Source organism: Pelomonas aquatica, assembly GCF_026712205.1.
Classification (GTDB): domain Bacteria; phylum Pseudomonadota; class Gammaproteobacteria; order Burkholderiales; family Burkholderiaceae_C; genus Pelomonas; species Pelomonas aquatica.
Map to the genome: position 1 here is coordinate 17,908 of NZ_JAPPUW010000031.1, position 20,665 is coordinate 38,572.

Below are 20,665 nucleotides of genomic sequence, written 5' to 3' on the forward strand. Positions count from 1 at the left end.
ACCCCCTACGGCCTGACGGCCGCCCCCTTCGAGGGGGCACTGCCAGCGGCCTGGCAAAGCCAGTTCCGCGGCAGTCGCGCGATGATGCGGCGTGCTGCGCACAGCCGCAGTCTGCTTGAGGAGTGGTTATGGATCTCGGATTAAAGGGCCGCTGGGCCCTGGTCTGCGCGGCCAGCAAGGGCCTGGGCCGCGGCTGCGCCGAGGCGCTGGCGGGGGAGGGCGCCAACGTCGTCATCACGGCGCGCGGCGAGGACGACCTGCTGGCGACGGCCGCCGCGTTGAAGGCGGCCCACCCGGCCGTCGAGGTGCTGGCCGTCGTCGGCGACATCGCGACGCCCGAGGGCCGCGCGGCGGCGCTGGCCGCCTGCCCGCGGGTCGACATCCTCGTCAACAACGCCGGCGGCCCGCCGCCCGGCGACTTCCGCGACTGGGACCGCGCACAGTGGATCGCCGCGCTGGAGGCCAACATGCTGGCGCCCATCGAGCTCATCAAGGCCACGGTCGACGGCATGGCCGCGCGCGGTTTCGGCCGCGTCGTCAACATCACGTCGGGCGCCGTGAAGGCGCCCATCGACGTGCTGGGCCTGTCCAACGGCGCGCGCTCCGGCCTGACCGGCTTCGTCGCCGGTCTCGCGCGCCAGCCGCGCCTGGCGGGCGCCAACGTGACGATCAACAACCTGCTGCCCGGCGCCTTCGACACCGAGCGGCTGCGCAAGACGCTGGCGGCTGGCGCGGCCGAGGCCGGCCTCGATGCCGACGCGGTGGCCGCCAAACGCCGCGCGGCCATCCCGGCCCAGCGCTTCGGCAGCGCGGCCGAGTTCGGCGCGGTCTGCGCGATGCTGTGCAGCGCCCAGGCCGGCTACCTGACCGGCCAGAACATCCTGCTCGACGGCGGCAACTACCCGGGGACATTCTGATGAACTTGCGGGACAGACCGCCCGAGCGAAGCGAGTAGCTCTGTCCCCAACTGATTTCCACTTGCGGGACAGACCGCCCGAGCGAAGCGAGCAGCTCTGTCCCCAACTGATCAAAGGCAATTCATGACGTGGTTCAAGCGAATCCTTGGCGGCCTGCTGCTGCTCGTGCTGCTGCTCGCACTGGCCCTGTGGCTGGCGCTGCGCGGCAGCCTGGCCCAACTGGACGGCGAGCGCGCCGCGCCGGCGCTGAGTGCGCCGGCCGAGCTGCAGCGCGACGCGCGCGGCTACCTGAGCATCACGGCCGAGAACCGCCTCGACGCGGCGCGCGCGCTGGGCTTCGTGCATGCCCAGGAGCGCTTCTTCCAGATGGACCTGATGCGCCGCAACGCGGCCGGCGAGCTGTCGGCGCTGGTCGGCGCGAAGGCGCTGGAGGTGGACAAGGCGCGCCGGCTGCACCGCTTCCGCCACCGCGCCGAGCAGATCGCCGCGGCGCTGTCGCCCGAGGAAAAGGCGCTGGCCGAGGCCTACACCGGCGGCGTCAACGCCGGCCTGGCGGCGCTCTCGACGCGGCCGCCGGAATACCTGCTGCTGCGCCAGTCGCCGCGGCCCTGGGTGCCCGCCGACTCGCTGCTGGTGGCCTATGGCATGTACCTGGACCTGCAGCGCGGCCAGGGGCATGACGACATTGCCAACGGCCTGCTCAAGCAGGCCGTGCCGGCCGACTGGTACGCCTTCCTGACCCAGCACAGCGCCGACTGGCAGGCGGCGCTGGACGACAGCCGCGTCGAGCCCGTGCCGCTGCCGGCCTCGCCGCTGCCGGATTGGCTGCGCAGCGTGCAACTGGCCTGCAGCGACTGCAGCCTGACGGATGCGCGCGACATCGGCAGCAACAACTGGGCCGTGGCCGGCAGCCGCACGGCGGACGGCCGCGCCATCGTGGCCGACGACATGCACCTGAACCTGCGCGTGCCGGGCACCTGGTTCAAGGCCCGCCTGAAATGGAAGGCCCAGGGCCGCAGCTTCGACGTGGCCGGCGTCACCTTGCCGGGCACGCCCCTGGTCGTGGCGGGCAGCAACGGCCATGTGGCCTGGGGCTTCACCAACACCACGTCGGACTGGTCGGACGTCATCTCGCTGCAGCTCGGTGCCGGCGGGCAGAGCTATTGGAGCGGCGGCGCCGAGAAGCCGCTGGTGCGCAGCGTCGAGAGGATAGAGGTCGCCGGCCAGCCGGCGGTGGACTTCGAGGTGCGCGAGAGCGAGTGGGGGCCGGTCATGCCAGAGAAGGCGCCGGCCGGCCATGCCTACGCGCTGCGCTGGGTGGCCCACGACGCGGCGGCCATGAACCTGCGGCTGATGCAGATGGAGGCCGCCGGCGGCGTGGACGAGGCCGTGAAGCTGGCCGCCGGTGCCGGCATACCGGCGCAGAACCTGATGGTGGCCGACGCCCGCGGGCGCATCGCCTGGACGGTGATGGGCGCCATCCCGCGGCGCGTGTCCACGCAGGACATGGCCGTGCCCCAGGACTGGAGCGACGGCCGTTCCGCCTGGCAGGGCTACCTCGGCGCGGACGAGCAGCCGCGCGTGCTGGACCCGGCCGATGGCCGGCTGTGGACGGCCAACGCCCGCATGATCGGCGGCGAGGCCCTGAAGATCCTCGGCAACGGCGGCTACGACCTCGGCGCCCGCGCGCGCCAGATCCGCGACGGGCTGCGCGCCCGGGACAAGTTCGACGAGGCCGCCCTGCACGCCATCCAGCTGGATCACCGCGCGCTGCTGCTGCAGCGCTGGCGCGGCCTGCTGCTCGAACGCGTGCTGACGCCCGGCTTCGTGGCCGCCAACGGCCTGGCCGACTACCGCGCCGAGGTCGAGAAGAACGCCGAGGCGGCGCGGCCCGACGCTGTGGGCTATCTGCTGGTGCGCGCCTTCCGCGAGCGCACGCTCAAGACCGTCTTCGCGCCGCTGGCCGGCCGGCTGGAGGCTCAGGGTGCCAGGCTGCAGGATCTGACGATGGCGCCCGAGACGCCCGGCTGGGCGCTGATCCAGGCCAGCCGCGCCGACACGCTGCCTGCGGGCGCGGCCAGTTGGGAGGCGCTGCTGCAGCGTGCCGTGCTGGACAGCCGCGCCGAGTTGCTGAAGAAGTTCGGCAGCCTGGCCGCCGCCACCTGGGGGGCCGAGAACCCGGCCGGCATCCGGCACCCGCTGTCGGCCGCTCTGCCGATGCTGTCGGGCTGGCTGGACATGCCCGCCACGCCCATGGCCGGCGACAGCCATATGCCCCGCGTGCACAACCATGGCCACGGCCAGAGCGAGCGCATGGTGGTTTCGCCGGGCCACGAGGAGAGCGGCATCCTCGTTATCCCGGGCGGGCAGAGCGGCCATCCGCTGTCGCCCTTCTACCGGGGCGATCACGCCGCCTGGCTGGCCGGCGAGCCGCTGCCTTTCCTGCCCGGGGAAGCCACGCACCGCCTCGTGTTGCGACCCTGATAAAGGCGACCCCGCTCGGGTGGTATGAGGATGCCGGGCGGCTCTTCGCTGGGCACAATGCAGGGCTCGTGGGCACGGTGTTGTGAGCGGTCCGTCTTCAATGCCTTGTCTGCGCCCCGCCCCGCATCAGGGGCATTTACACGTTAAAGGAGAGGGTCATTCCATGAAAAAGTTCGCTCTGTCGTCATCTCTGTCGCCCTTTGTGTTCGCTGCGCCGCTGCTATTGAGCGGGTGCCTGGCCACGGCGCCCACCTTGGGTGAGAACAAGGGCACCGTTTCCGGCGCTGCCGGGGGCGAAACCGCGCAGGGCGAAAACACCCAACTGGAGACCTGCTCCGAGAGCCTCGGGACGCTGTCGATCCACGAAGACACCGCTGCGCCCTGGTATATACAGCTCACCAGCCGCCAGCTCGGTTCGACGGTGCCCGTCATCCGGCTCATGATCCAGCAAAGCAACTGCTTCGTCGTTGTCGAGCGCGGCAAGGCGATGCAGGACATGATGCGCGAGCGCGCACTGATGCAAAGCGGCGAATCGCGTGCCGGCTCCAATATGGGCCAGGGACAGATGGTGGCCGCCGACTACACGCTGAGCCCCGAAGTGCAGTTCGCCGGCAAGACCGGCGGCGGCGGCGGTTTCGGGGGTGGCGGCGTCGTGGGCTTGGCACTGCTGGCTGCCGGCAGCGTCAGCAAGAATGAGGCATCGACGACGCTGCTGCTGATCGACAACCGGTCTGGCGTGCAGATCTCGGCGTCCGAAGGCACGGCCAAGAACTTCGACTTCGGCATTTTTGGCGCGGCCTTCGGCGGCGGCGGCGTCGGCGGGGGCGGCGCTTACGCCAAGACCCCTCAGGGCAAGATCATCGTGGCTGCTTTTGCGGACTCCTACAACCAGATGGTCAAGGCGCTGCGCAACTACAAGGCCCAGACCGTCAAGGGCGGCCTGGGCACGGGCGGACGTCTAGGTGTGGATGGCGGCACGACTCCGGCATCCAAGGAACTGAGCCAGCCGGCAAAAACGCCTGTGAACGTGGCTCCCAAGCCCACGCAGAAGTCGGTCGCCAAGCCCGCGGCAGCGGCATCTTCCGTCAAGTGATGCCGTTATGACCAGGGGCGTCGCCCTCGTCACCGGCGCCGGCTCCGGCATCGGCCGCGCGGTGGCGCGGGCGCTGGCGGCCGACGGCTGGGCGCTGGCCCTGATGGGCCGCCGCGAGGCGCCGCTGCGCGAGACGCTGCAGGATCTTCAACCGGAGGCCCTCGTGCTGGCGGCCGACGTGGCCGACGAGGCCCAGGTCGATGCGGCCTTCGCGCGGCTGCGCGAGCGCTTCGGCAGGCTCGACCTGCTGTTCAACAACGCCGGCATCTCGGCGCCGCCGCTGCCCATCGACGAGCTGACCCCGGCGCAGTGGCGCGCCGTCGTCGACACCAACCTCACCGGCAGCTTCCTGTGCGCCCGCGCCGCCTTTGCGCTGATGAAGGCGCAGGCGCCGCGCGGCGGCCGCATCGTCAACAACGGTTCCATCTCGGCCTACGCGCCGCGGCCCTGCTCGGCGCCCTATACGTCCACCAAGCACGCCATCACCGGCCTGACCAAGGCCCTGAGCCTGGACGGCCGCGCCTTCGACATCGCCTGCGGCCAGATCGACATCGGCAACGCCGCGACCGACATGACGCTGCGCATGCGCCAGGGCGTGCTGCAGCCCAGCGGCCAGGTCGCGATCGAGCCGACGATGGATGTCGAGGACGTCGCCCGCGCCGTCGTCTACATGGCCTCGCTGCCGCTGTCGGCTAATGTGCAGTCGATGACGGTGATGGCGCGCGACATGCCCTTCGTCGGCCGTGGCTGAGTCGTTGCGGCCCCGGTTGGCCCGGCCTATGCTTGCCCGGCCACTCCGGGAGCGCAGCATGCAGGCTCTGACGATGTCCAGATCGGTCCGGGGCCTGATCGCCGCCTTGGCGGTTTCATGGGGCCTGCTGGCGCAGGCGAACCCGTTCCGGCTGGTGCTCGCGACCGAGGAATACCCGCCCTACAACATGAGCGGCCCGAACGGCACGGTGACCGGCATCTCGACCGACATCGTGCGCGCGCTGCTCGATGCCGCCGGCTACGAATACGAGATCACCGTCTACCCCTGGGCCCGCGCCATTGCGCTGGCGCGCACCCAGGTCAACACCTGCGTGTACTCGATGTCGCGCACGCCCGAGCGCGAGGCCCTCTACAAATGGGTGGGGCCGCTGGTCTTCAACGACTGGGCCTTGTTCGCGCGTGCCGGAGCGAGCCGGCCGCAGACGCTGGACGAGGCCATGATGATGCGCATCGGCAGCTACCAGGGCGATGCCATCGTGGCCTATCTGCAGACCCGCGGCCACCAGGTGGACGTGGCGCCCAGCGACGACGTGAACCCGAAGAAGCTGCTCGCCGGCCGCATCGACTTCTGGGCCACGGGCCGGCTGATCGGCCAGTACCGGCTGAAGCAGCAGGGCATCGACAGCATCGAGCCGGTGCTGAACTTCAACCGCACGGAGATGTACCTGGCCTGCCAGATCCAGCTGCCCGACGCCCAGGTCCAGAAGCTCAACCGGACGCTGCACGCACTGGAGAAGTCCGGTGCGATCCGCAAGATCTACGCCGGCTACGGCTACACGCCCTAGGCAAGGTGCCGCGCTGAGGCCGCACGGCCACAGGCTTGCTCGGCAACGCCCTGGCCTTGCGCAACAATGCCCCCATGTTCCTGACCCTGCCGACTCTGCTGACCTGGGCCCGCATCGTGGCCATCCCGCTGATCGTCGGGGTGTTCTACCTGGACCTCGCGCCCGCCCACCAGAACCTGATCGCGACGGCGCTCTTCATCGTCGTCGCGCTGACCGACTGGCTCGACGGCTACCTCGCCCGCAAGCTCAACCAGACCTCTTCCTTCGGCGCCTTCCTGGACCCGGTGGCCGACAAGCTGATGGTCTGCTCGGCCCTGCTGGTGCTGCTCAAGCTGCAGCGGGTCGACGCCTTCGTCGCGCTGGTCATCATCGGACGCGAGATCACGATCTCGGCGCTGCGCGAGTGGATGGCCCAGATCGGCGCGTCGCGCAGCGTCGCCGTGCACATGGTCGGCAAGCTCAAGACGACGGTGCAGATGGTGGCCATCCCCTTCCTGCTCTTCGACGGCCGGCTCTTCGGCCTCATCCCGACGCGGCCGTGGGGCACCTGGCTGATCTACGCGGCCGTCGTGCTGACCATCTGGTCCATGGCCTACTACCTGCAGAAGGCCTTGCCCGAGATCCGCGCCAAGGCGCGCTAGACATCCGGCGGCTCGGGGCAGACGTTCAGTTGTATCGGGACTTTTCCCGCCCTGCCGCGCATCGGACGCGCGTCTAGAATCCGCTTTCCCGCGCGCGCCTTGGCCGCCCATGGTGGCCTGCAACGGGCTGCGCAGTGCGCGGGACCGACATCTCTTTGCAGTCCATGCCCCCGGCAACGGCAGCATGGCCCAACGTTCCGTTGAGGGGGCACGAGTGAACAAGTCCGAATTGATCGAGCACATTGCCAAGCAGGCCGACATTTCCAAGGCCGCCGCCGGCCGTGCGCTCGAAGCCGTGATCGGCGGCGTCAAGACGACGCTGAAGAAGAACGGCACCGTCTCGCTGGTGGGCTTCGGCACCTTCAGCATCACCAAGCGCGCGGCGCGCACCGGCCGCAACCCGCGCACCAACGAAGCCATCAAGATCAAGTCGGCCAAGGTGCCGAAGTTCAAACCCGGCAAGGCGCTCAAAGACGCCGTGAACTGACCCTCACGGGTCGCCCCCCCGGATTCCCGGGCGCTTAGCTCAGTTGGTAGAGCACCTCCCTTACACGGAGATTGTCGGCGGTTCGAGCCCGTCAGCGCCCACCACCCGCCCTGCGACGGCGGCCAGCCGTCCCATCTAGAATGCGGCTCCCCTCGAAGGCGAACCTCGGTTCGCCTTCGTCGCATTTGATCGTTTGATCCTCAAGGCTCCCCGAGATGTTCGATTTCGTCCGCCAGCACAACCGCCTGTTCCAGTTCATCCTGCTGCTGCTGATCCTGCCGTCCTTCGCCTTCGTCGGCATGCAGGGCTACACGAGCATGATGGGCGGCGCCAACGCCGGCGTGGCCAGCGTCGATGGCCGCAAGATCACCCAGCTTGAATGGGACAACGCACAGCGCGAGCAGGCCCAGCGCATCCGCAGCCAGAACCCGACCGTCGACGCCAAGCTGCTGGACACGCCCGAGATGAAGCACCAGGCGCTCGAAGGCCTGGTCACCGAGCGCACGCTGCAGGCCGCGGCGACGCACCAGCACTTCACGCCCAGCGTCGAGGCGGTCAACGCGCGGTTCTGGAACGACCCGCAGTTCGCCTTCCTGCGCAACCCCGACGGCACCGTCAACAAGGGCCTGCTCGCCGCCCAGGGCATGACGCCGTCGATGTTCATGGAGCGCCTGCGCCAGGACTACGGCCTGCGCCAGGTCTCGGCGCCGGTGGAAACCTCCGCCGTGGCCGGCGCCGCGGCACCCAAGCTCGCCTTCGATGCGCTGCTGCAGCAGCGCGAGGTGCAGCTGCAGCGCTTCGACCTCAAGGACTTCGCGGCCAAGACCAACCCCGGCGATGCCGAGCTCGAAGCCTTCTACAAGGACCCGGTCAACGCCGCCAGGTTCCAGCTGCCCGAATCGGCCCAGATCCAATACCTCGTGCTCGACATCGAGGCGCTGAAGAAGGACGTCAAGTTCACCGACGAAGATCTGCAGAACTACTACAAGGAAAACGCGTCGCGCTACGGCGTGCCCGAGGAGCGTCGCGCCAGCCACATCCTCATCAAGGTGGACCGCAAGGCCTCTGCCGAGGAGCGCGCCAAGGCCAAGGCCAAGGCCGAGGACATCCTGGCCCAGGTCCGCAAAAACCCCGCCGACTTCGCCGCACAGGCCAAGAAGAACTCGCAGGACGAGGGCTCGGCGGCCAATGGCGGCGACCTCGACTTCTTCAGCCGCGGCGCGATGGTCAAGGAGTTCGACGCCGCCGTTTACGCGATGAAGCAGGGCGAGATCAGCAATCTCGTCGAGACCGACTTCGGCTACCACATCATTCAGTTGACGGGCGTGCGCGGCGGCGAGAAGAAGCCCTTCGAAGCCGTGCGCGCCGAGGTCGAGGCCGAGGTGCGCAAGCAGCTCGCGCAGAAGAAGTACGCCGAGGTCGCCGAGCAGTTCGGCAACCTCGTCTACGAGCAGTCCGACAGCCTGCAGCCCGCCGCCGACAAGCTCAAGCTGCAGATCCAGACCGCCACCGTGCTGCGCCAGCCCCAGCCGGGCGCCGCCGGCCCGCTGGCCTCGGCCAAGCTGCTGGACGCCGTCTTCGGCACCGACGCGCTGCGCAACAAGCGCAACACCGAGGCCGTCGAAACCGGCGCGAACCAGCTCGTGTCGGCCCGCGTCGCCCAGTACAACCCGGCCCGCGTGCCGCCGCTGGCCGACGTGAAGGACAAGGTGCGCGAGCAACTCGTCAAGAAGCTTGCCGGCGAGCAGGCCCGCAAGGCCGGCGAAACCCGCCTGGCCGCGCTGAAGGCCAATCCGGCCGACGTGGCCGGCCTGGACGCCGCGGTCAGCGCGTCGCGCGCCAAGCCGCAAGGTCTGTCGCGCACCCAGCTCGAAGCCGTGCTCGGCGCCGATGCATCCAAGCTGCCGGCCGTGGTCGGCGTGCCGGCCGATGACGGCGGCTACGTCGTCGTGCGCATCAACCAGCTGCAGCCGCGCGACGCCGCCGTCATCGACGACAAGCGTGCGGCCCAGCAATACGCCGGTGCCTGGGCGCGCGCCGAGGCGCAGGCCTACCTGGCCGCACTCAAGTCGCAGTACAAGGCAGTGATCAAGGTCGCCACTCCTGCCTCGGCCGCAAGCGCCCCCTGATTTCTGCGCTATACTCTTTGGCTCTGCGGTGGCTGTAGCTCAGTTGGTAGAGTCCAGGATTGTGATTCCTGTTGTCGTGGGTTCGAGTCCCATCAGCCACCCCATCTAATACGAAGGCCCGGAAGCGAAAGCTCCCGGGCCTTTTTCCTTTTTCTTCGCCGCTCAGCCGACGTAGCCCAGCGGCAGCGCCGTCGTCAGCTTGAGTTCCTCCATCGCGAAACTGGAGCTCACGTCGCGCAGTTCGGTGCCGGCGATGAGGCGCTTGTAGACCCTGTCGTAGGCGGCGATGTCGGGGACGACGACGCGCAGCAGATAGTCCACGTCGCCGCTCATGCGGTAGAACTCGACGACCTCGGGGATGGCCTGCACGGTGGCCTTGAAGGTCTCGAACCACTGCTGGCTGTGCGTGCTGGTGCGCACCGCGACGAACACCGTGACGCCGACGTTGACCTTCTGCGCGTCCAGCAAGGCCACCTGGCGGGTGATGACGCCGGATTCCTTCAGCCTCTGGATGCGCCGCCAGCAGGGCGTCGTCGACAGGCCCACGCGTTGCGCGACCTCGGCGACCTGCAGTTCGGCGTCTTGCTGCAGGATTTCCAGGATTCGGATGTCAATGGAATCCAGTTTCATGTTGACGATGATATTCGGCATGAATTGCTCTGATGTGGCATTTGCATAGCCGAAGATCGCAAACCGTTTTTGGCCGGCGCTGGCCACAATTCGCGGCAGTGCCATCACCGCCGCACGGCCCCGCCCATGGAAATCTATCTCGACGCCAACGCCACGACACCCGTCCTCCCCCAGGCCCGCGAGGCAGCCCTGGCCGCGATGGCCGAGGATTTCGGCAACCCCAGCAGCATCCACAGCACCGGGCTGAAGGCGAGGGCGCTGATGGACGGCGTGCGTGCCCGCGCGCGGCGCGTGCTGGGCGCCGGCAGCGGCAAGCTGCTGTTCCTGAGCGGCGCCACCGAGGGCATACAGACGGCCGTTCTGTCCACGCTGAGCGCACTGCGCGAACGGTCGCAGGGACCTGAGCTGCTGCTCTACGGCGCGACCGAGCACAAGGCCGTGCCCGAGGCGATCCGGCACTGGAACGCGCTGCTGGGGCTGGGCCTGCGGCTGCTGGCCATCCCGGTCGGCCGCGACGGCCGCCATGACCTGGCCTGGCTGCGCGAGCATGCGCCGCATGCCGGCCTCGTCTGCACGATGGCGGCGAACAACGAGACCGGCGTCATCAGCGACCTGGACGGCATCGAGGCCGCCCTGGCCGGCAGCGCGGCGCTGTGGATGGTGGACGGCGTGCAGGCGCTGGGCAAGCTACCGCTGCGCCTGGCCGAGCGCCGCATCGACTACGCGCCGTTCTCGGGCCACAAGCTCTATGCGCCCAAGGGCATCGGCCTGCTGTATGTGCGCGACGGCGCGCCGTTCACGCCGCTGCTGGCCGGTGGCGGCCAGGAGGGCGCGCTGCGTTCGGGCACCGAGAACATGTCCGGCATCGCGGCGCTGGGCGCCGTGCTGGCCGCGCTGGAGGAGGGCGGCAGCTTCCGCGACCCCGCGACGCAGGCCGCCTGCCGCGACCGCCTCGCCACCGCGCTGCAGCAGGCCTTCCCGGGCCTCGTCTTCAACGCGCCGCCCGAGCTCTGCCTGCCGACGACGCTGAATTTCGCGGTGCCGGGCCTCAGCTCCAAGCTGCTGCTGGATCTGTTCGACGCGGCCGAGATGCGCGTCAGCGGCGGCTCCGCCTGCAGTGCATCGAAGGCCCAGCCCAGCTATGTGCTGCAGGCCATGGGCCTGCCGGCCTGGCAGGCGGCATCGGCCGTGCGGCTGTCGTTCGGGCCGGTGGCGGACGCCGCCTTCATCGACGAGGCCTGCGCGCGCATCCGCGTCTGCGGCGAGTCGCTGCGCGAAAGCTGCCTGGACCCGAGCGCGCCCGGCCATGCGCTGCCGGTCGACGGGCTGACGCGCTTCGTCGTCGACGGCGCCTGCTGCTATCTGCTGGCCGACGCCGCCAGCCGCCGCGCCGTCGTCATCGACCCGCTGCCCGAGCTGACCGGGCGCCTGGCGCAATGGCTGCGCTGCCAGGGCTACGCGCTGGCGGCGGTGCTCGACACGCACAGCCATGGCGACCATGCCTCCTCCGCAGCGGAGCTGCTGGCTGCAACGCAGAAGCCGCGCGGCGATGTCGACGGACTGGGCTGGCCGAGCGGCGCGGACGCGATCGAACTCGGCGCGTTGAGGCTGACGCGCCTGCACATCCCCGGCCACACGCAGGACTCCACCGCCTATCTGCTCCACGACACCCAAGGGCTCCGCCTGGCCTTCGTCGGCGACACCGTGATGCCCGGCGCTTTAGGCCGCAGCGACTTCGAGCAGAGCGCGCCGCAGGCCTATGGCGGCTCGCTGCGGCGGCTGGAGCAGGCCGTCGGCCCGCGCACGCTGCTGCTGCCGGGGCACGACTATGACGACCGCTTCGCCAGCACGCTGGCCGTGGAGTGCGCGGCCCAGCCGCTGCTGGCCGATGTGCTCGGCGGCCGCCTGGACGACGCCGGCTTCGCGGCGGCCAAGGCGCAGCTGGAGCAGGGCCTGGCGCTGACGGCCTACCAGACCGTCGCCTGCGGCGCCCGCGTGGACAGCGGCTGCCCGCTGGCCTCCAGCGAGCTGAGCATGGCCGCGCTGACGCAGCTGGCCGGCGAGCACCCGGGCCTGCTGCTGGTGGACGTGCGCGAGCCCTATGAGCAGAGGCTGGGCCAGGCGCCGGAGCTGGGCGTGCCGGTGCGGCGCGAGGCCGTCGCGCTGTCGGGCCTGCCCGATGCGCTGGCGCGCTGGATCGCGCTGCCGGCCGGCACGCCCGTCGTGTTCTTCTGCCGCAGCGGCAACCGCAGTGCCCAGGCCGCGCAGGCGCTGCGCCGCCTGGGGCACGAGCAGGCCTGGAGCCTGGGCGGCGGCCTGGCGCTGTGGCCCCGCATCACGGCGGCGGCCGACGCGGCCTTCGCGATCTGACGGCCCCTGAATTCGACTGTTTCATCGCGAAGCAGTCGGCGAGGGGCTGAGGGACTCGGCCACCCACTCGGCGATGGCCAGCGCCGCGGTCAGCCCCGGCGACTCGATGCCGAACAGGTTGACGAGGCCGGGCGCGACGTCGATGCGGAAATCCGCCGCCGGCTCGCCCGGGCCCGTGAGCTTGGGCCGGATGCCGCTGTAGGCCGGCTGCAGCGCGCCCTGCGGCAGGCCCGGCCAGTAGCCGCGCGCCTCGGCCTCGAAGGCCGGCGCCAGCGCGGGGTCGACGGCGTAGTCCAGCGTGGCCGGGTCGGTGCCGGGCAGCCATTGCACGTCGGGCCCGAAGCGCGCCTGGCCGCCCAGGTCCAGCGTCAGGTGCACGCCCAGGCCGCCGTCCACCGGCAGCGGGTAGATCAGGTGCTTGAACGGCGCCCGGCCGGCCAGCGCGAAATAGTGGCCGCGCGCAAAGCGCAGCGCCGGTGCGTCGCAACCCAGCGAGCGGGCCAGTTCCGCCGCGAACAGCCCGGCCGCGTTGACGACGCAGCGCGCGCCCAGCTCGAAATCGCCCACTCGCAGCCGCCAGCCGCCGCCATCGCGCACGCCGCCGCTGACGCGGCTGGCCAGCGCGAGCGTGGCGCCGGCGTGCTCGGCGTCGCCCAGCAGCGCCGTCATCAGGCCGTGGCTGTCGACGATGCCGCTGGACGGCGACAGCAGCGCGCCGGCGCAGTCCAGCGCCGGCTCCAGGGCCAGCGCCTGCGCGTGGTCCAGCAGCCGCAGGTCGTCCACGCCATTGGCCGCGCCCTGTTCGGCAATGCGGGCCAGCCGCGGCAGGTCGGCCGCGCGTGTCGCGACGACGAGCTTGCCGCAGCGGCCGTGCGCCACGCCGCGTGCCGCGCAGTAGGCGTAGAGCAGGGCCTTGCCGCGCACGCACAGCCGCGCCTTCAGGCTGCCGGCGGGGTGGTAGAGCCCCGCGTGGATGACCTCGCTGTTGCGCGACGAGATGCCCGTGCCGATGGCGCCGGCCGCTTCGATGATGAGCACCTCGCGCCCGCGCAAGGCCAGCTCGCGGGCCACCGCGAGGCCGACGACGCCGGCGCCGATGACGGCGATTTCCACGTGGTCCATCGCCGCCCAGGTCGGGGGTTAGGCCGCCAGCGGCTCCGTGCGCGCCAGCAGCCAGGCCAGCGCCGGGCCGCTGACCAGCGGCTGCAGGCGCGCACGCACGGTGGCGTGGTAGTCGTTCAGCCAGGCGATCTCGTCGGCGCGCAGCAGGCTGGCGTCGATGCAGCTCGTGGCGATGGGGCAGAGCGTCAGCGTCTCGAATTCGAGCATCTCGCCAAAGGCGTTCTTCTCCGGCGTGTCGATGGCGACGTTGAGCACCAGGTTCTCGATGCGCACGCCCCACTGGCCCGGCCGGTAGAGGCCCGGCTCGATGCTGGTGATCATGCCGGGCTCCATCGCCATGGCCGGCTCGGCGACGGCCTTGGAGATGCTCTGCGGGCCTTCGTGCACATTCATGAAATAGCCCACGCCGTGGCCGGTGCCGTGGCCGTAGTCCAGGCCGTGTTCCCACAGCGGCGCGCGGGCGATGGCGTCGAGCATGGGGCTGAGCGTGCCGCGCGGGAAGCGCGTGCGCGACAGCGCGATGGTGCCCTTGAGCACCAGCGTGTAGTCGCGCTTCTGCGCGGCGCTGACGCTGCCGATGGGCCAGACGCGGGTGATGTCCGTCGTGCCGCCGAGGTATTGGCCGCCGGAGTCGAGCAGCAGCAGGCCGTCGCCCTCGATCTGCGCGAAGGACTCGGGCGTGGCGCGGTAGTGGGGCAGGGCGCCGTTGGCCATCCAGCCGGCAATCGTCGAGAAGGACGGGCCGACGAAGCCGGGGCGCCGGCGGCGCGCGGCGGTCAGCCGGGTGTCGATGTCCAGCTCGCTCCAGCGCTCGCCGCGTGCCAGCGCGGCCTCGAACTCGGCATAGAACTCGCACATGGCCGCGCCGTCCCGGGCCATGGTCTCGCGGACGAACTCGGCCTCGGCGGCGGTCTTGCGGCTCTTCAGCAGCGTGCTGGGGTTGATCTGCTCGACGACGCTGACGGCAGCCGGCACAGCCTCGCGCAGGCCCAGCGTCACGCGGCGCGGGTCGATCAGCAGCCTGGCGCCGGCCGGCAGCGCGGCCAGGGTGGCTGCGGCCTGGCCGTAGGGCGCGAGCTGGATGCCGTCCGCGCTCAGGCGGGCGGCCGCGTCGGCCGGCACCTTGCCATCGCCGACGAAGAGGCGGCCGCCCTGCGCATCCAGCAGCAGGTGGGCGATGAAGACGGGGTTGCACTCGACGTCGCTGCCGCGCAGGTTCAGCAGCCAGGCCACATCGTCCACGGTGGAGACGAGATGGTGGGTGGCGCCGACCGAGGCCATGGCCTGGCGCACGCGGGCCAGCTTGTCGGCGCGCGACACGACGGCCTGCGGGAGCTGGTGCTCGTAGATGGCGTCGGCGGGCAGGCCGGGGCGGTCGTCCCAGGCGGCCTGCAGCAGGTCCACGTCGCTGCGCAGCGTGACGCCGGCACGCTGCATCGCGGCGCGCAACGTGTTCGCCAGCGCCAGGCCCAGCACCTGGCCGTCCACGGCCAGCGCCTGGCCGGGCTGCAGCGTCTTGGCGATCCAGTCGATGTAGAGCGTCGAGGCGCCCGAGTTCATCTTCTCGAGCTGGATGCCGCTGCCCGCGATCTGGGCCTCGGCCTGGGCCCAGTAGCGGCTGTCGGCGAACAGCGCGGCGCGGTCGCGCGTGACGACCAGGCTGCCCACCGAGCCGTTGAAGCCCGACAGCCATTCGCGGCCCTGCCAGCGGCCGGGCAGGTATTCGGAGAGATGGGGGTCGCTGGAGGGCACGAGCACGGCGTGCAGGCCCTGGGCGATCAGCGCGTCGCGCACGCGCTCGATGCGCAGTCGGGTTTCGGAGGTGCGGGTGTCCATGGCCAGGACCTTTTCTGAGTCGAAGCCGCAAGTTTAGTTTTGTAGCCCCGGCCCTGCCGTTCGGCAGGGGGCGGGGCGTGCCGTCTCAGGCCAGGGCCCGGGCGGGCGTCAGCAGCCGCTCCATCAGCTCGCGCACGCTGCGGATCTGGCTGCCGAAGGGCAGGGCACCGCTGCCGCGGAAGAACAGGCCCTTCTTCACGTCGCCGCGCAGCGCGGCGGCGAGCTGGTTGTCGATGCAGAACTGGCCCCAGTCCTTGAAGCCGTCGCGCAGGCCGCACTGGGCCAGGCAGTCGAAGGCCTTGGTGCAGCGCTGCTTGACCTGGGCGACGGCTTGCAGCCGGCTCTCCAGGCGCAGATAGGTCTTCAGCCAGGGCGTGGCCACGGCGCGCGCCGGCAGGCCGGCCACGCTGGTGAACTCGATCATGTCCTCGTCGCGCGCCTCGGCCAGCACGCGCTTGAACTCGGCGTCGGCATCGCCCTCGGTCGTCACGGCGAAGGGCGTGCCCAACTGCACCGCGTCGGCGCCCAGGGCCTGCAGGCGGCTGATGTCCTCGAAGCTGCGCACGCCGCCGGCCGCGATCAGCGGGATCTCGCGCTCGATGCCGGCCTGGCGGAAGAATTCCTTGCAGGCGGGCAGCACCTGGTCGAAGTCGAAGCGGCGGTCATTGACGTCGGCGATGCGCGCGGCGCCCAGGTGGCCGCCGGCCAGGCGCGGGTGCTCGATGACGATGGCGTCCGGCAGGCGCTTCTTGCGCTCCCATTTCTTGACGATGAGCTGCACGCCGCGCGCATCGCTGAGGATGGGGATGAGCAGGGCCTTGGGGTGGCCCTGGGCCAGGTCGGGCAGGTCCAGCGGCAGGCCCGCGCCGACGACGACGGCATCCACGCCCGCGGCCAACGCGCGCTTGACCGAGGTCGCGTACTCGCTGACGGCACGCATCACGTTCAACGCCACCAGGCCGCGGCCCTGCGAGCGCTCGCGGGCGCCGGCGATTTCGCGGTCCAGCGCCACGAGGTTGGCCTCGTTGATGCGGCGCTTGGCCTCCTCGCCGGCATTGCAGCCTTCGGTGGCTTCCATCAGGTCGGGGTGCAGGCGGCGCAGGTCCACCGAGCTGATCGTGCCCATGCCGCCGTCGGCGGCCACGGCCCCGGCCAGGCGCTGGGCGCTGACGCCCACGCCCATGCCGCCCTGCACGACGGGCAGCAGCTCGCGCCCGCCCAGTTGCAACGGCTTCAGGCCGGAGCGCACGAGCAGGGCGCCGAGTTCTTGGGAGATGTGCGGGAAGGGGTTCATCGGCGGGCCAGGTTGACGAGCAGAAACGTCGCAGCCTAGGCCTTGCCGCCGACCGTCGCCTTGACCCAAGTCATCGACAGCGCAAGTTAGGCGCTTGCTCTCACCCTCTCAGAGCTCGGTGCGCAGCGTCCACAGCTCCGGGAAGAGCACCACGTCCAGCATCTTGCGCAGATAGCTGACGCCGCCGGTGCCGCCGGTGCCGCGCTTGAAGCCGATGACGCGCTCCACCGTCGTCACGTGCCGGAAGCGCCAGAGGCGGAAGGCGTCCTCAAGGTCCACCAGCTCCTCGCCCATCTGGTAGAGGTCCCAGTGGTCCTGCGGCGCGCGGTAGACGGTCAGCCAGGCCTGCTTGACGCCCTCGTCGGCGGCATAGGGCTCGGTCCAGTCGCGCTGCAGCCGCGCGGCCGGCACCGCGATGCCGCGGCGGGCCATCAGCTTCAGCACCTCGTCGTAGAGCGATGGCGCCTCGAAGGCCTCCTGCACCTGGGCCAGCAGGTCGGGCCGGTGCTCGTGGGGCTTGAGCATGGCGGCGTTCTTGTTGCCCAGCATGAACTCGATGCGCCGGTACTGCGCGCTCTGGAAGCCGCTGCTCTTCGCCAGATAGGGCCGGATGGCGCTGTACTCGGGCGGCGTCATCGTGGCCAGCACGTCCCAGGCATGCACCAGCTGCTCCATGATGCGCGACACGCGGGCCAGCATCTTGAAGGCCTCGGGCAGGCGGTCGGCGGCCACGTTGGCGACCGCCGCGTGCAGCTCGTGCAGCATCAGCTTCATCCACAGCTCCGAGGTCTGGTGCTGCACGATGAAGAGCATCTCGTTGTGGTCGGGCGAGAGCGGCTTCTGCGCGCTCAGGATGGCGTCGAGCTGCAGGTAGTCGCCATAGCTCATGTCCCGGGAGAAATCGAGCTGGGCGCCGTGGTGTTCCAGGGGCGTCATGGGTCAGGTCACCTTTGAGCGGCTGGTGAATTCGGGGGCGTCCCAGGATCGGGTGGCGACGATGTCCGCCAGCGTGTCCACCGCGCGCACCACGTCGGCGAAGCCGTTGTAGAGCGGCGCGAAGCCGAAGCGCAGCAGCTCGGGGTCGCCGGCGCGGAAGTCGCCGATGAAGCCGCGAGCGATCAGCGCCTGCATCACCGCATAGCCGTCCGTGCCGCGCGGCAGGCTGAACGACACCTGCGAGCCGCGCATCGCCGCGTCGCGCGGCGTCGCGATGACGGCGCCGGGCACTCGTGCTTCCACGCTGTCGATGAAGGCTTCGGTCAGCGCCAGCGACTTGTTGCGCAACGCCTTCATGCCGCCCAGCTTCTGGGCGGCGTCGAAGACGTCCAGCGCCGTGTCCAGCCCCGTCGCGGCCAGCACCGCGGGCGTGCCGCACTGGTACTGCTGGATGCCCGGCGCGGGCTGGTAGTCGCTGTCGAAATCGAAGGGGTTGGCATGGCCCATCCAGCCGGTCAGCGGCTGCCAGACCTGGCCCTCGTGGCGCGGGTGCATCCACACGAAGGCCGGCGCGCCGGGGCCGCCGTTCAGGTACTTGTAGCCGCAGCCGATGGCGAAGTCCGCCGCGGCGCCGAGCAGGTCGATGGGCACCGCGCCTGCGCTGTGGCACAGGTCCCAAACGGCCAGCGCGCCGGCCTGGTGGGCCCAGCGCGTCAGCAGGCCCATGTCGTGCATGCGGCCGCTGCGGTAGTTCACATGCGTCAGCATCAGCACCGCGCAGCGCTCGTCCAGCAGCGGCGGGATGTCCTCCGGCCGCTCGGCCAGGACCAGCTCGCCGCCATGCGCGCGCGCCACGCTCTGCGCGATGTAGTTGTCGGTCGGGAAGTTGCTGCGCTCGCTCACCACCACGCGGCGCTTGCCTTGCTGCAACTGCAGCGCCGCGTGCAGCACCTTGTAGAGGTTGATGGAGGTCGAGTCCGCCACCAGCACCTCTCCCGGGCGGGCGCCCAGCCACGGTGCCAGCCGGTCGCCCAAGCGGCGCGGCAGGTCGATCCAGCCGGCGGTGTTCCAGCTCTTGATGAGGTCCCGGCCCCATTCCTGCTCCACCGCGCGCCGGATGCGCTCGGGCGTGGCGCGGGGCAGGGCGCCGAGCGAGTTGCCGTCGAGATAGGTCACGCCGTCGGGCAGCGTGAAGAGGTCGCGCAAGCTGCGCAGGGGGTCGGCGGCGTCGAGCCGCTTGGCGTCGTCGATGTTCATTTCAGTTCCCTCAGGACGGCGCGCACCGGGGAGGCACAGGCGCCTTGGAGTTTGAGTGGCAGGGCGATCAATTCGTAGTCGCCCTCGGGCACGTCGTCGAGCACGAGGTTCTCCAGCACGCGCAGGTCGTGGCGGCGCAGCTGCTGGTGGCTGCTCAGCACCTTGGAGTCGGCCGGGTCCACGCTGGGCGTGTCGATGCCGATCAGGCGCACGCCGCGCGCGGCCAGCCACTCGACGGCCTCGGGCGCATAGGCCGTGAAGGCGGGGTTCCAGCGGGTGTCGGCACGCTCGCAGCAGCGCACCAGCACGCGCGGGGGGAGGCCTTCTTCCGCGTGTTGCAGGTGCTCGACCGTGACCAGCGGCGCGGCACCGATGGCGTGGATGACGCGGCAGCGGCCGAGATAGCTGTCCAGCGGCACGTCGGCAATCGCCGGCGCGTCGTTCGCGTAGTGCAGCGGCGCATCGGCATGCGCGCCGACATGCGGCGACATCGTGATCGCGCTGAGGTTGACCGGGCAGCCGGGCGACAGCCGCGCCGTCCAGCGCAGGCTGTAGGGCTCGTCGCCCGGGAAGATGGGCGCATCGGGCGCGACGGTGGGGGAGATGTCCCACAGGCGTGGGCAGGGCTTGGAAGGCATGGCGGGCGGCACCATAGCTTTGCCGGAACCTTCGTGGTGTCGGTTAATTCCAACTGCCTGTCAACTCGGGCCGGGCGCCCCCCTGGAGTCCGGTCCGGGCTCAGCGCCGGAACTTGCCGGCCTGGTCCACGATGGACAGGTCCACATACTCCAGGCCCGTGTGGTCCGTCGGGCTGTAGCCCAGCTCGATGCCGCCGACGTCGTAGTGGCCCATGCCCTCCAGCGCCTTGCGCAGGCCGTCGCGCGTGGGCTTGGGGCCGGCGCGCTTCAGGCCTTCCACCAGCACCTTGGCCGACACATAGCCCTCGACGACGGTGGGCGTCAGCTCCACGCCTGCCTTGCGTGCCGCCTCGGACGCCTCCTTGATGATGGGCTTGGCCATCGAGCGCTCGTAGGGGAAGACCTGGCTGACGATGACGCCGTAGGCGATGTCGCCCAGGTCCTTGACGAAGCCCGCCGTCGCGTTGTTCGACAGGGTCACCAGCTGCGCCTTCGAGCCCGCGGCCCGCACCGCTTTCATGCCCTGCACGACCGCCGTGCCCGAGCCGATGAACAGCACGGCCTGGGGCGATGCGGCCAGCAGCTTGGGCACGATGGGGCCGAAATCGGGCTTGGCGCGGTCGTACTTCTCGTGGGCCACGGCTGTCTTGTTGACCTTGGCCAGACCGGCATGGGCGCCCTGCACGGCGTCCTCGCCGAAGGAGTCGTCCACCTGCACGATGGCGATGCGGTCCACGCCGATCAGGCTCAGGTGCTCGATGGCCCGTTCTGCCTCGCGCTGGTAGGTGGCGCGCACGTTGAAGAGCCACGGGTGCACCGGCTTGTGCAACACCATCGCGCCCGTGGACGGCGCCACCAGCGGCACCTTGTACTCGGTCAGCAGCGGCATGATGGCCTGCGCCAGCGGCGTGCCGCGGATCAGGAACAGCGAGATCGCGCCCTGGTCGATCAAGGTCTTGGCATTGGCGGCGGCCAGCTTGGCTTCGAACTTGTCGTCCAGCGACACCAGCGTGATCTTCTGGCCGTTGACGCCGCCGGCGGCGTTCACCGCGTCGAAGTACATCCTGGCGCCCTGGGTCGCCTCCTTCACGCTGGCGGCGACCGTGCCGGTGAAGCCGGCGGTCTGGCCGATGGTGATGTCGGCGTGGGCGGGGGGGACTGCCAGGCCGGTGGCCGTGAGGGCGGCGAGCGCGAGGCGGCCGGCGAGGTGCCGAAGTGGGGTCATGGGGTTGTCTCCAAGCTGTTCCTGGCTGCGGCGGGCTCTGTGGCGCTCTT

17 protein-coding genes and 2 tRNA genes are annotated in these 20,665 nt (G+C 70.5%); 11 read left to right on the forward strand and 8 right to left on the reverse strand.

What is annotated here, in order from left to right:
* The first annotated feature begins 128 nt into the window (after nt 1-128).
* From NYP07_RS22235 to NYP07_RS22280, 10 genes are all read left to right on the forward strand, one after another.
* On the forward strand, nt 129-917 hold the full coding sequence (locus tag NYP07_RS22235; RefSeq protein ID WP_268154095.1) for an SDR family oxidoreductase: 789 nt from the start codon (nt 129-131) through the stop codon (nt 915-917).
* 123 nt (nt 918-1,040) lie between these two features.
* Nucleotides 1,041-3,401: a penicillin acylase family protein gene (locus NYP07_RS22240; protein WP_268154096.1), complete on the forward strand. Its 2,361-nt coding sequence runs from the start codon at nt 1,041-1,043 to the stop codon at nt 3,399-3,401.
* A gap of 163 nt (nt 3,402-3,564) precedes the next feature.
* Entirely contained in the window at nt 3,565-4,494 is a 930-nt protein-coding gene (locus NYP07_RS22245; protein ID WP_268154097.1) for a CsgG/HfaB family protein, read from the forward strand.
* 7 nt (nt 4,495-4,501) lie between these two features.
* A complete protein-coding gene (locus tag NYP07_RS22250) occupies nt 4,502-5,245 on the forward strand; it encodes an SDR family oxidoreductase (protein WP_268154098.1) in 744 nt (247 codons plus the stop codon).
* A 73-nt stretch (nt 5,246-5,318) separates the two neighbouring features.
* On the forward strand, nt 5,319-6,050 hold the full coding sequence (locus NYP07_RS22255; RefSeq protein WP_268154099.1) for a substrate-binding periplasmic protein: 732 nt from the start codon (nt 5,319-5,321) through the stop codon (nt 6,048-6,050).
* A 74-nt stretch (nt 6,051-6,124) separates the two neighbouring features.
* Nucleotides 6,125-6,691 carry a CDP-diacylglycerol--glycerol-3-phosphate 3-phosphatidyltransferase gene (gene pgsA / locus NYP07_RS22260; protein ID WP_268154101.1) on the forward strand — a complete coding sequence of 189 codons (567 nt, stop codon included), beginning with the start codon at nt 6,125-6,127 and terminating at the stop codon, nt 6,689-6,691.
* Nucleotides 6,692-6,875: 184 nt separating this feature from the next.
* Complete coding sequence (locus NYP07_RS22265) at nt 6,876-7,178, forward strand: HU family DNA-binding protein (RefSeq protein WP_268154137.1); 303 nt, start codon at nt 6,876-6,878, stop codon at nt 7,176-7,178.
* 28 nt (nt 7,179-7,206) lie between these two features.
* Nucleotides 7,207-7,282, forward strand: a tRNA-Val gene (locus NYP07_RS22270).
* A gap of 111 nt (nt 7,283-7,393) precedes the next feature.
* Entirely contained in the window at nt 7,394-9,307 is a 1,914-nt protein-coding gene (locus tag NYP07_RS22275) for a peptidylprolyl isomerase (protein WP_268154103.1), read from the forward strand.
* A 28-nt stretch (nt 9,308-9,335) separates the two neighbouring features.
* Nucleotides 9,336-9,411, forward strand: a tRNA-His gene (locus NYP07_RS22280).
* A gap of 58 nt (nt 9,412-9,469) precedes the next feature.
* On the opposite strand, the gene NYP07_RS22285 is transcribed toward NYP07_RS22280, so the two are convergent.
* On the reverse strand, nt 9,470-9,958 hold the full coding sequence (locus tag NYP07_RS22285; protein ID WP_420852398.1) for an Lrp/AsnC family transcriptional regulator: 489 nt from the start codon (nt 9,956-9,958) through the stop codon (nt 9,470-9,472).
* A 105-nt stretch (nt 9,959-10,063) separates the two neighbouring features.
* Between NYP07_RS22285 and NYP07_RS22290 the strand changes: the two genes are divergently transcribed.
* Nucleotides 10,064-12,307: an aminotransferase class V-fold PLP-dependent enzyme gene (locus NYP07_RS22290; RefSeq protein ID WP_268154105.1), complete on the forward strand. Its 2,244-nt coding sequence runs from the start codon at nt 10,064-10,066 to the stop codon at nt 12,305-12,307.
* 21 nt (nt 12,308-12,328) lie between these two features.
* Here NYP07_RS22290 and NYP07_RS22295 read toward each other — a convergent pair whose 3' ends face one another.
* From NYP07_RS22295 to NYP07_RS22325, 7 genes are all read right to left on the reverse strand, one after another.
* Complete coding sequence (locus NYP07_RS22295) at nt 12,329-13,429, reverse strand: NAD(P)/FAD-dependent oxidoreductase (RefSeq protein WP_268154107.1); 1,101 nt, start codon at nt 13,427-13,429, stop codon at nt 12,329-12,331.
* An 18-nt stretch (nt 13,430-13,447) separates the two neighbouring features.
* Complete coding sequence (locus NYP07_RS22300) at nt 13,448-15,265, reverse strand: aminopeptidase P family protein (RefSeq protein ID WP_268154109.1); 1,818 nt, start codon at nt 15,263-15,265, stop codon at nt 13,448-13,450.
* An 85-nt stretch (nt 15,266-15,350) separates the two neighbouring features.
* On the reverse strand, nt 15,351-16,559 hold the full coding sequence (locus NYP07_RS22305) for an NAD(P)H-dependent flavin oxidoreductase (protein ID WP_268154111.1): 1,209 nt from the start codon (nt 16,557-16,559) through the stop codon (nt 15,351-15,353).
* Between the two features lie 108 nt (nt 16,560-16,667).
* On the reverse strand, nt 16,668-17,495 hold the full coding sequence (gene kynA, locus NYP07_RS22310) for a tryptophan 2,3-dioxygenase (protein ID WP_268154113.1): 828 nt from the start codon (nt 17,493-17,495) through the stop codon (nt 16,668-16,670).
* Nucleotides 17,496-17,498: 3 nt separating this feature from the next.
* Nucleotides 17,499-18,752, reverse strand: coding sequence for a kynureninase (kynU, locus tag NYP07_RS22315; RefSeq protein WP_268154115.1), 1,254 nt, complete (start codon nt 18,750-18,752; stop codon nt 17,499-17,501).
* Nucleotides 18,749-19,390: an arylformamidase gene (kynB, locus tag NYP07_RS22320; RefSeq protein WP_268154117.1), complete on the reverse strand. Its 642-nt coding sequence runs from the start codon at nt 19,388-19,390 to the stop codon at nt 18,749-18,751. Before kynB ends, kynU begins: the two co-directional genes overlap by 4 nt.
* Before the next feature lie 100 nt (nt 19,391-19,490).
* Complete coding sequence (locus tag NYP07_RS22325; protein WP_268154119.1) at nt 19,491-20,615, reverse strand: ABC transporter substrate-binding protein; 1,125 nt, start codon at nt 20,613-20,615, stop codon at nt 19,491-19,493.
* Between the last annotated feature and the right edge of the window lie 50 nt (nt 20,616-20,665).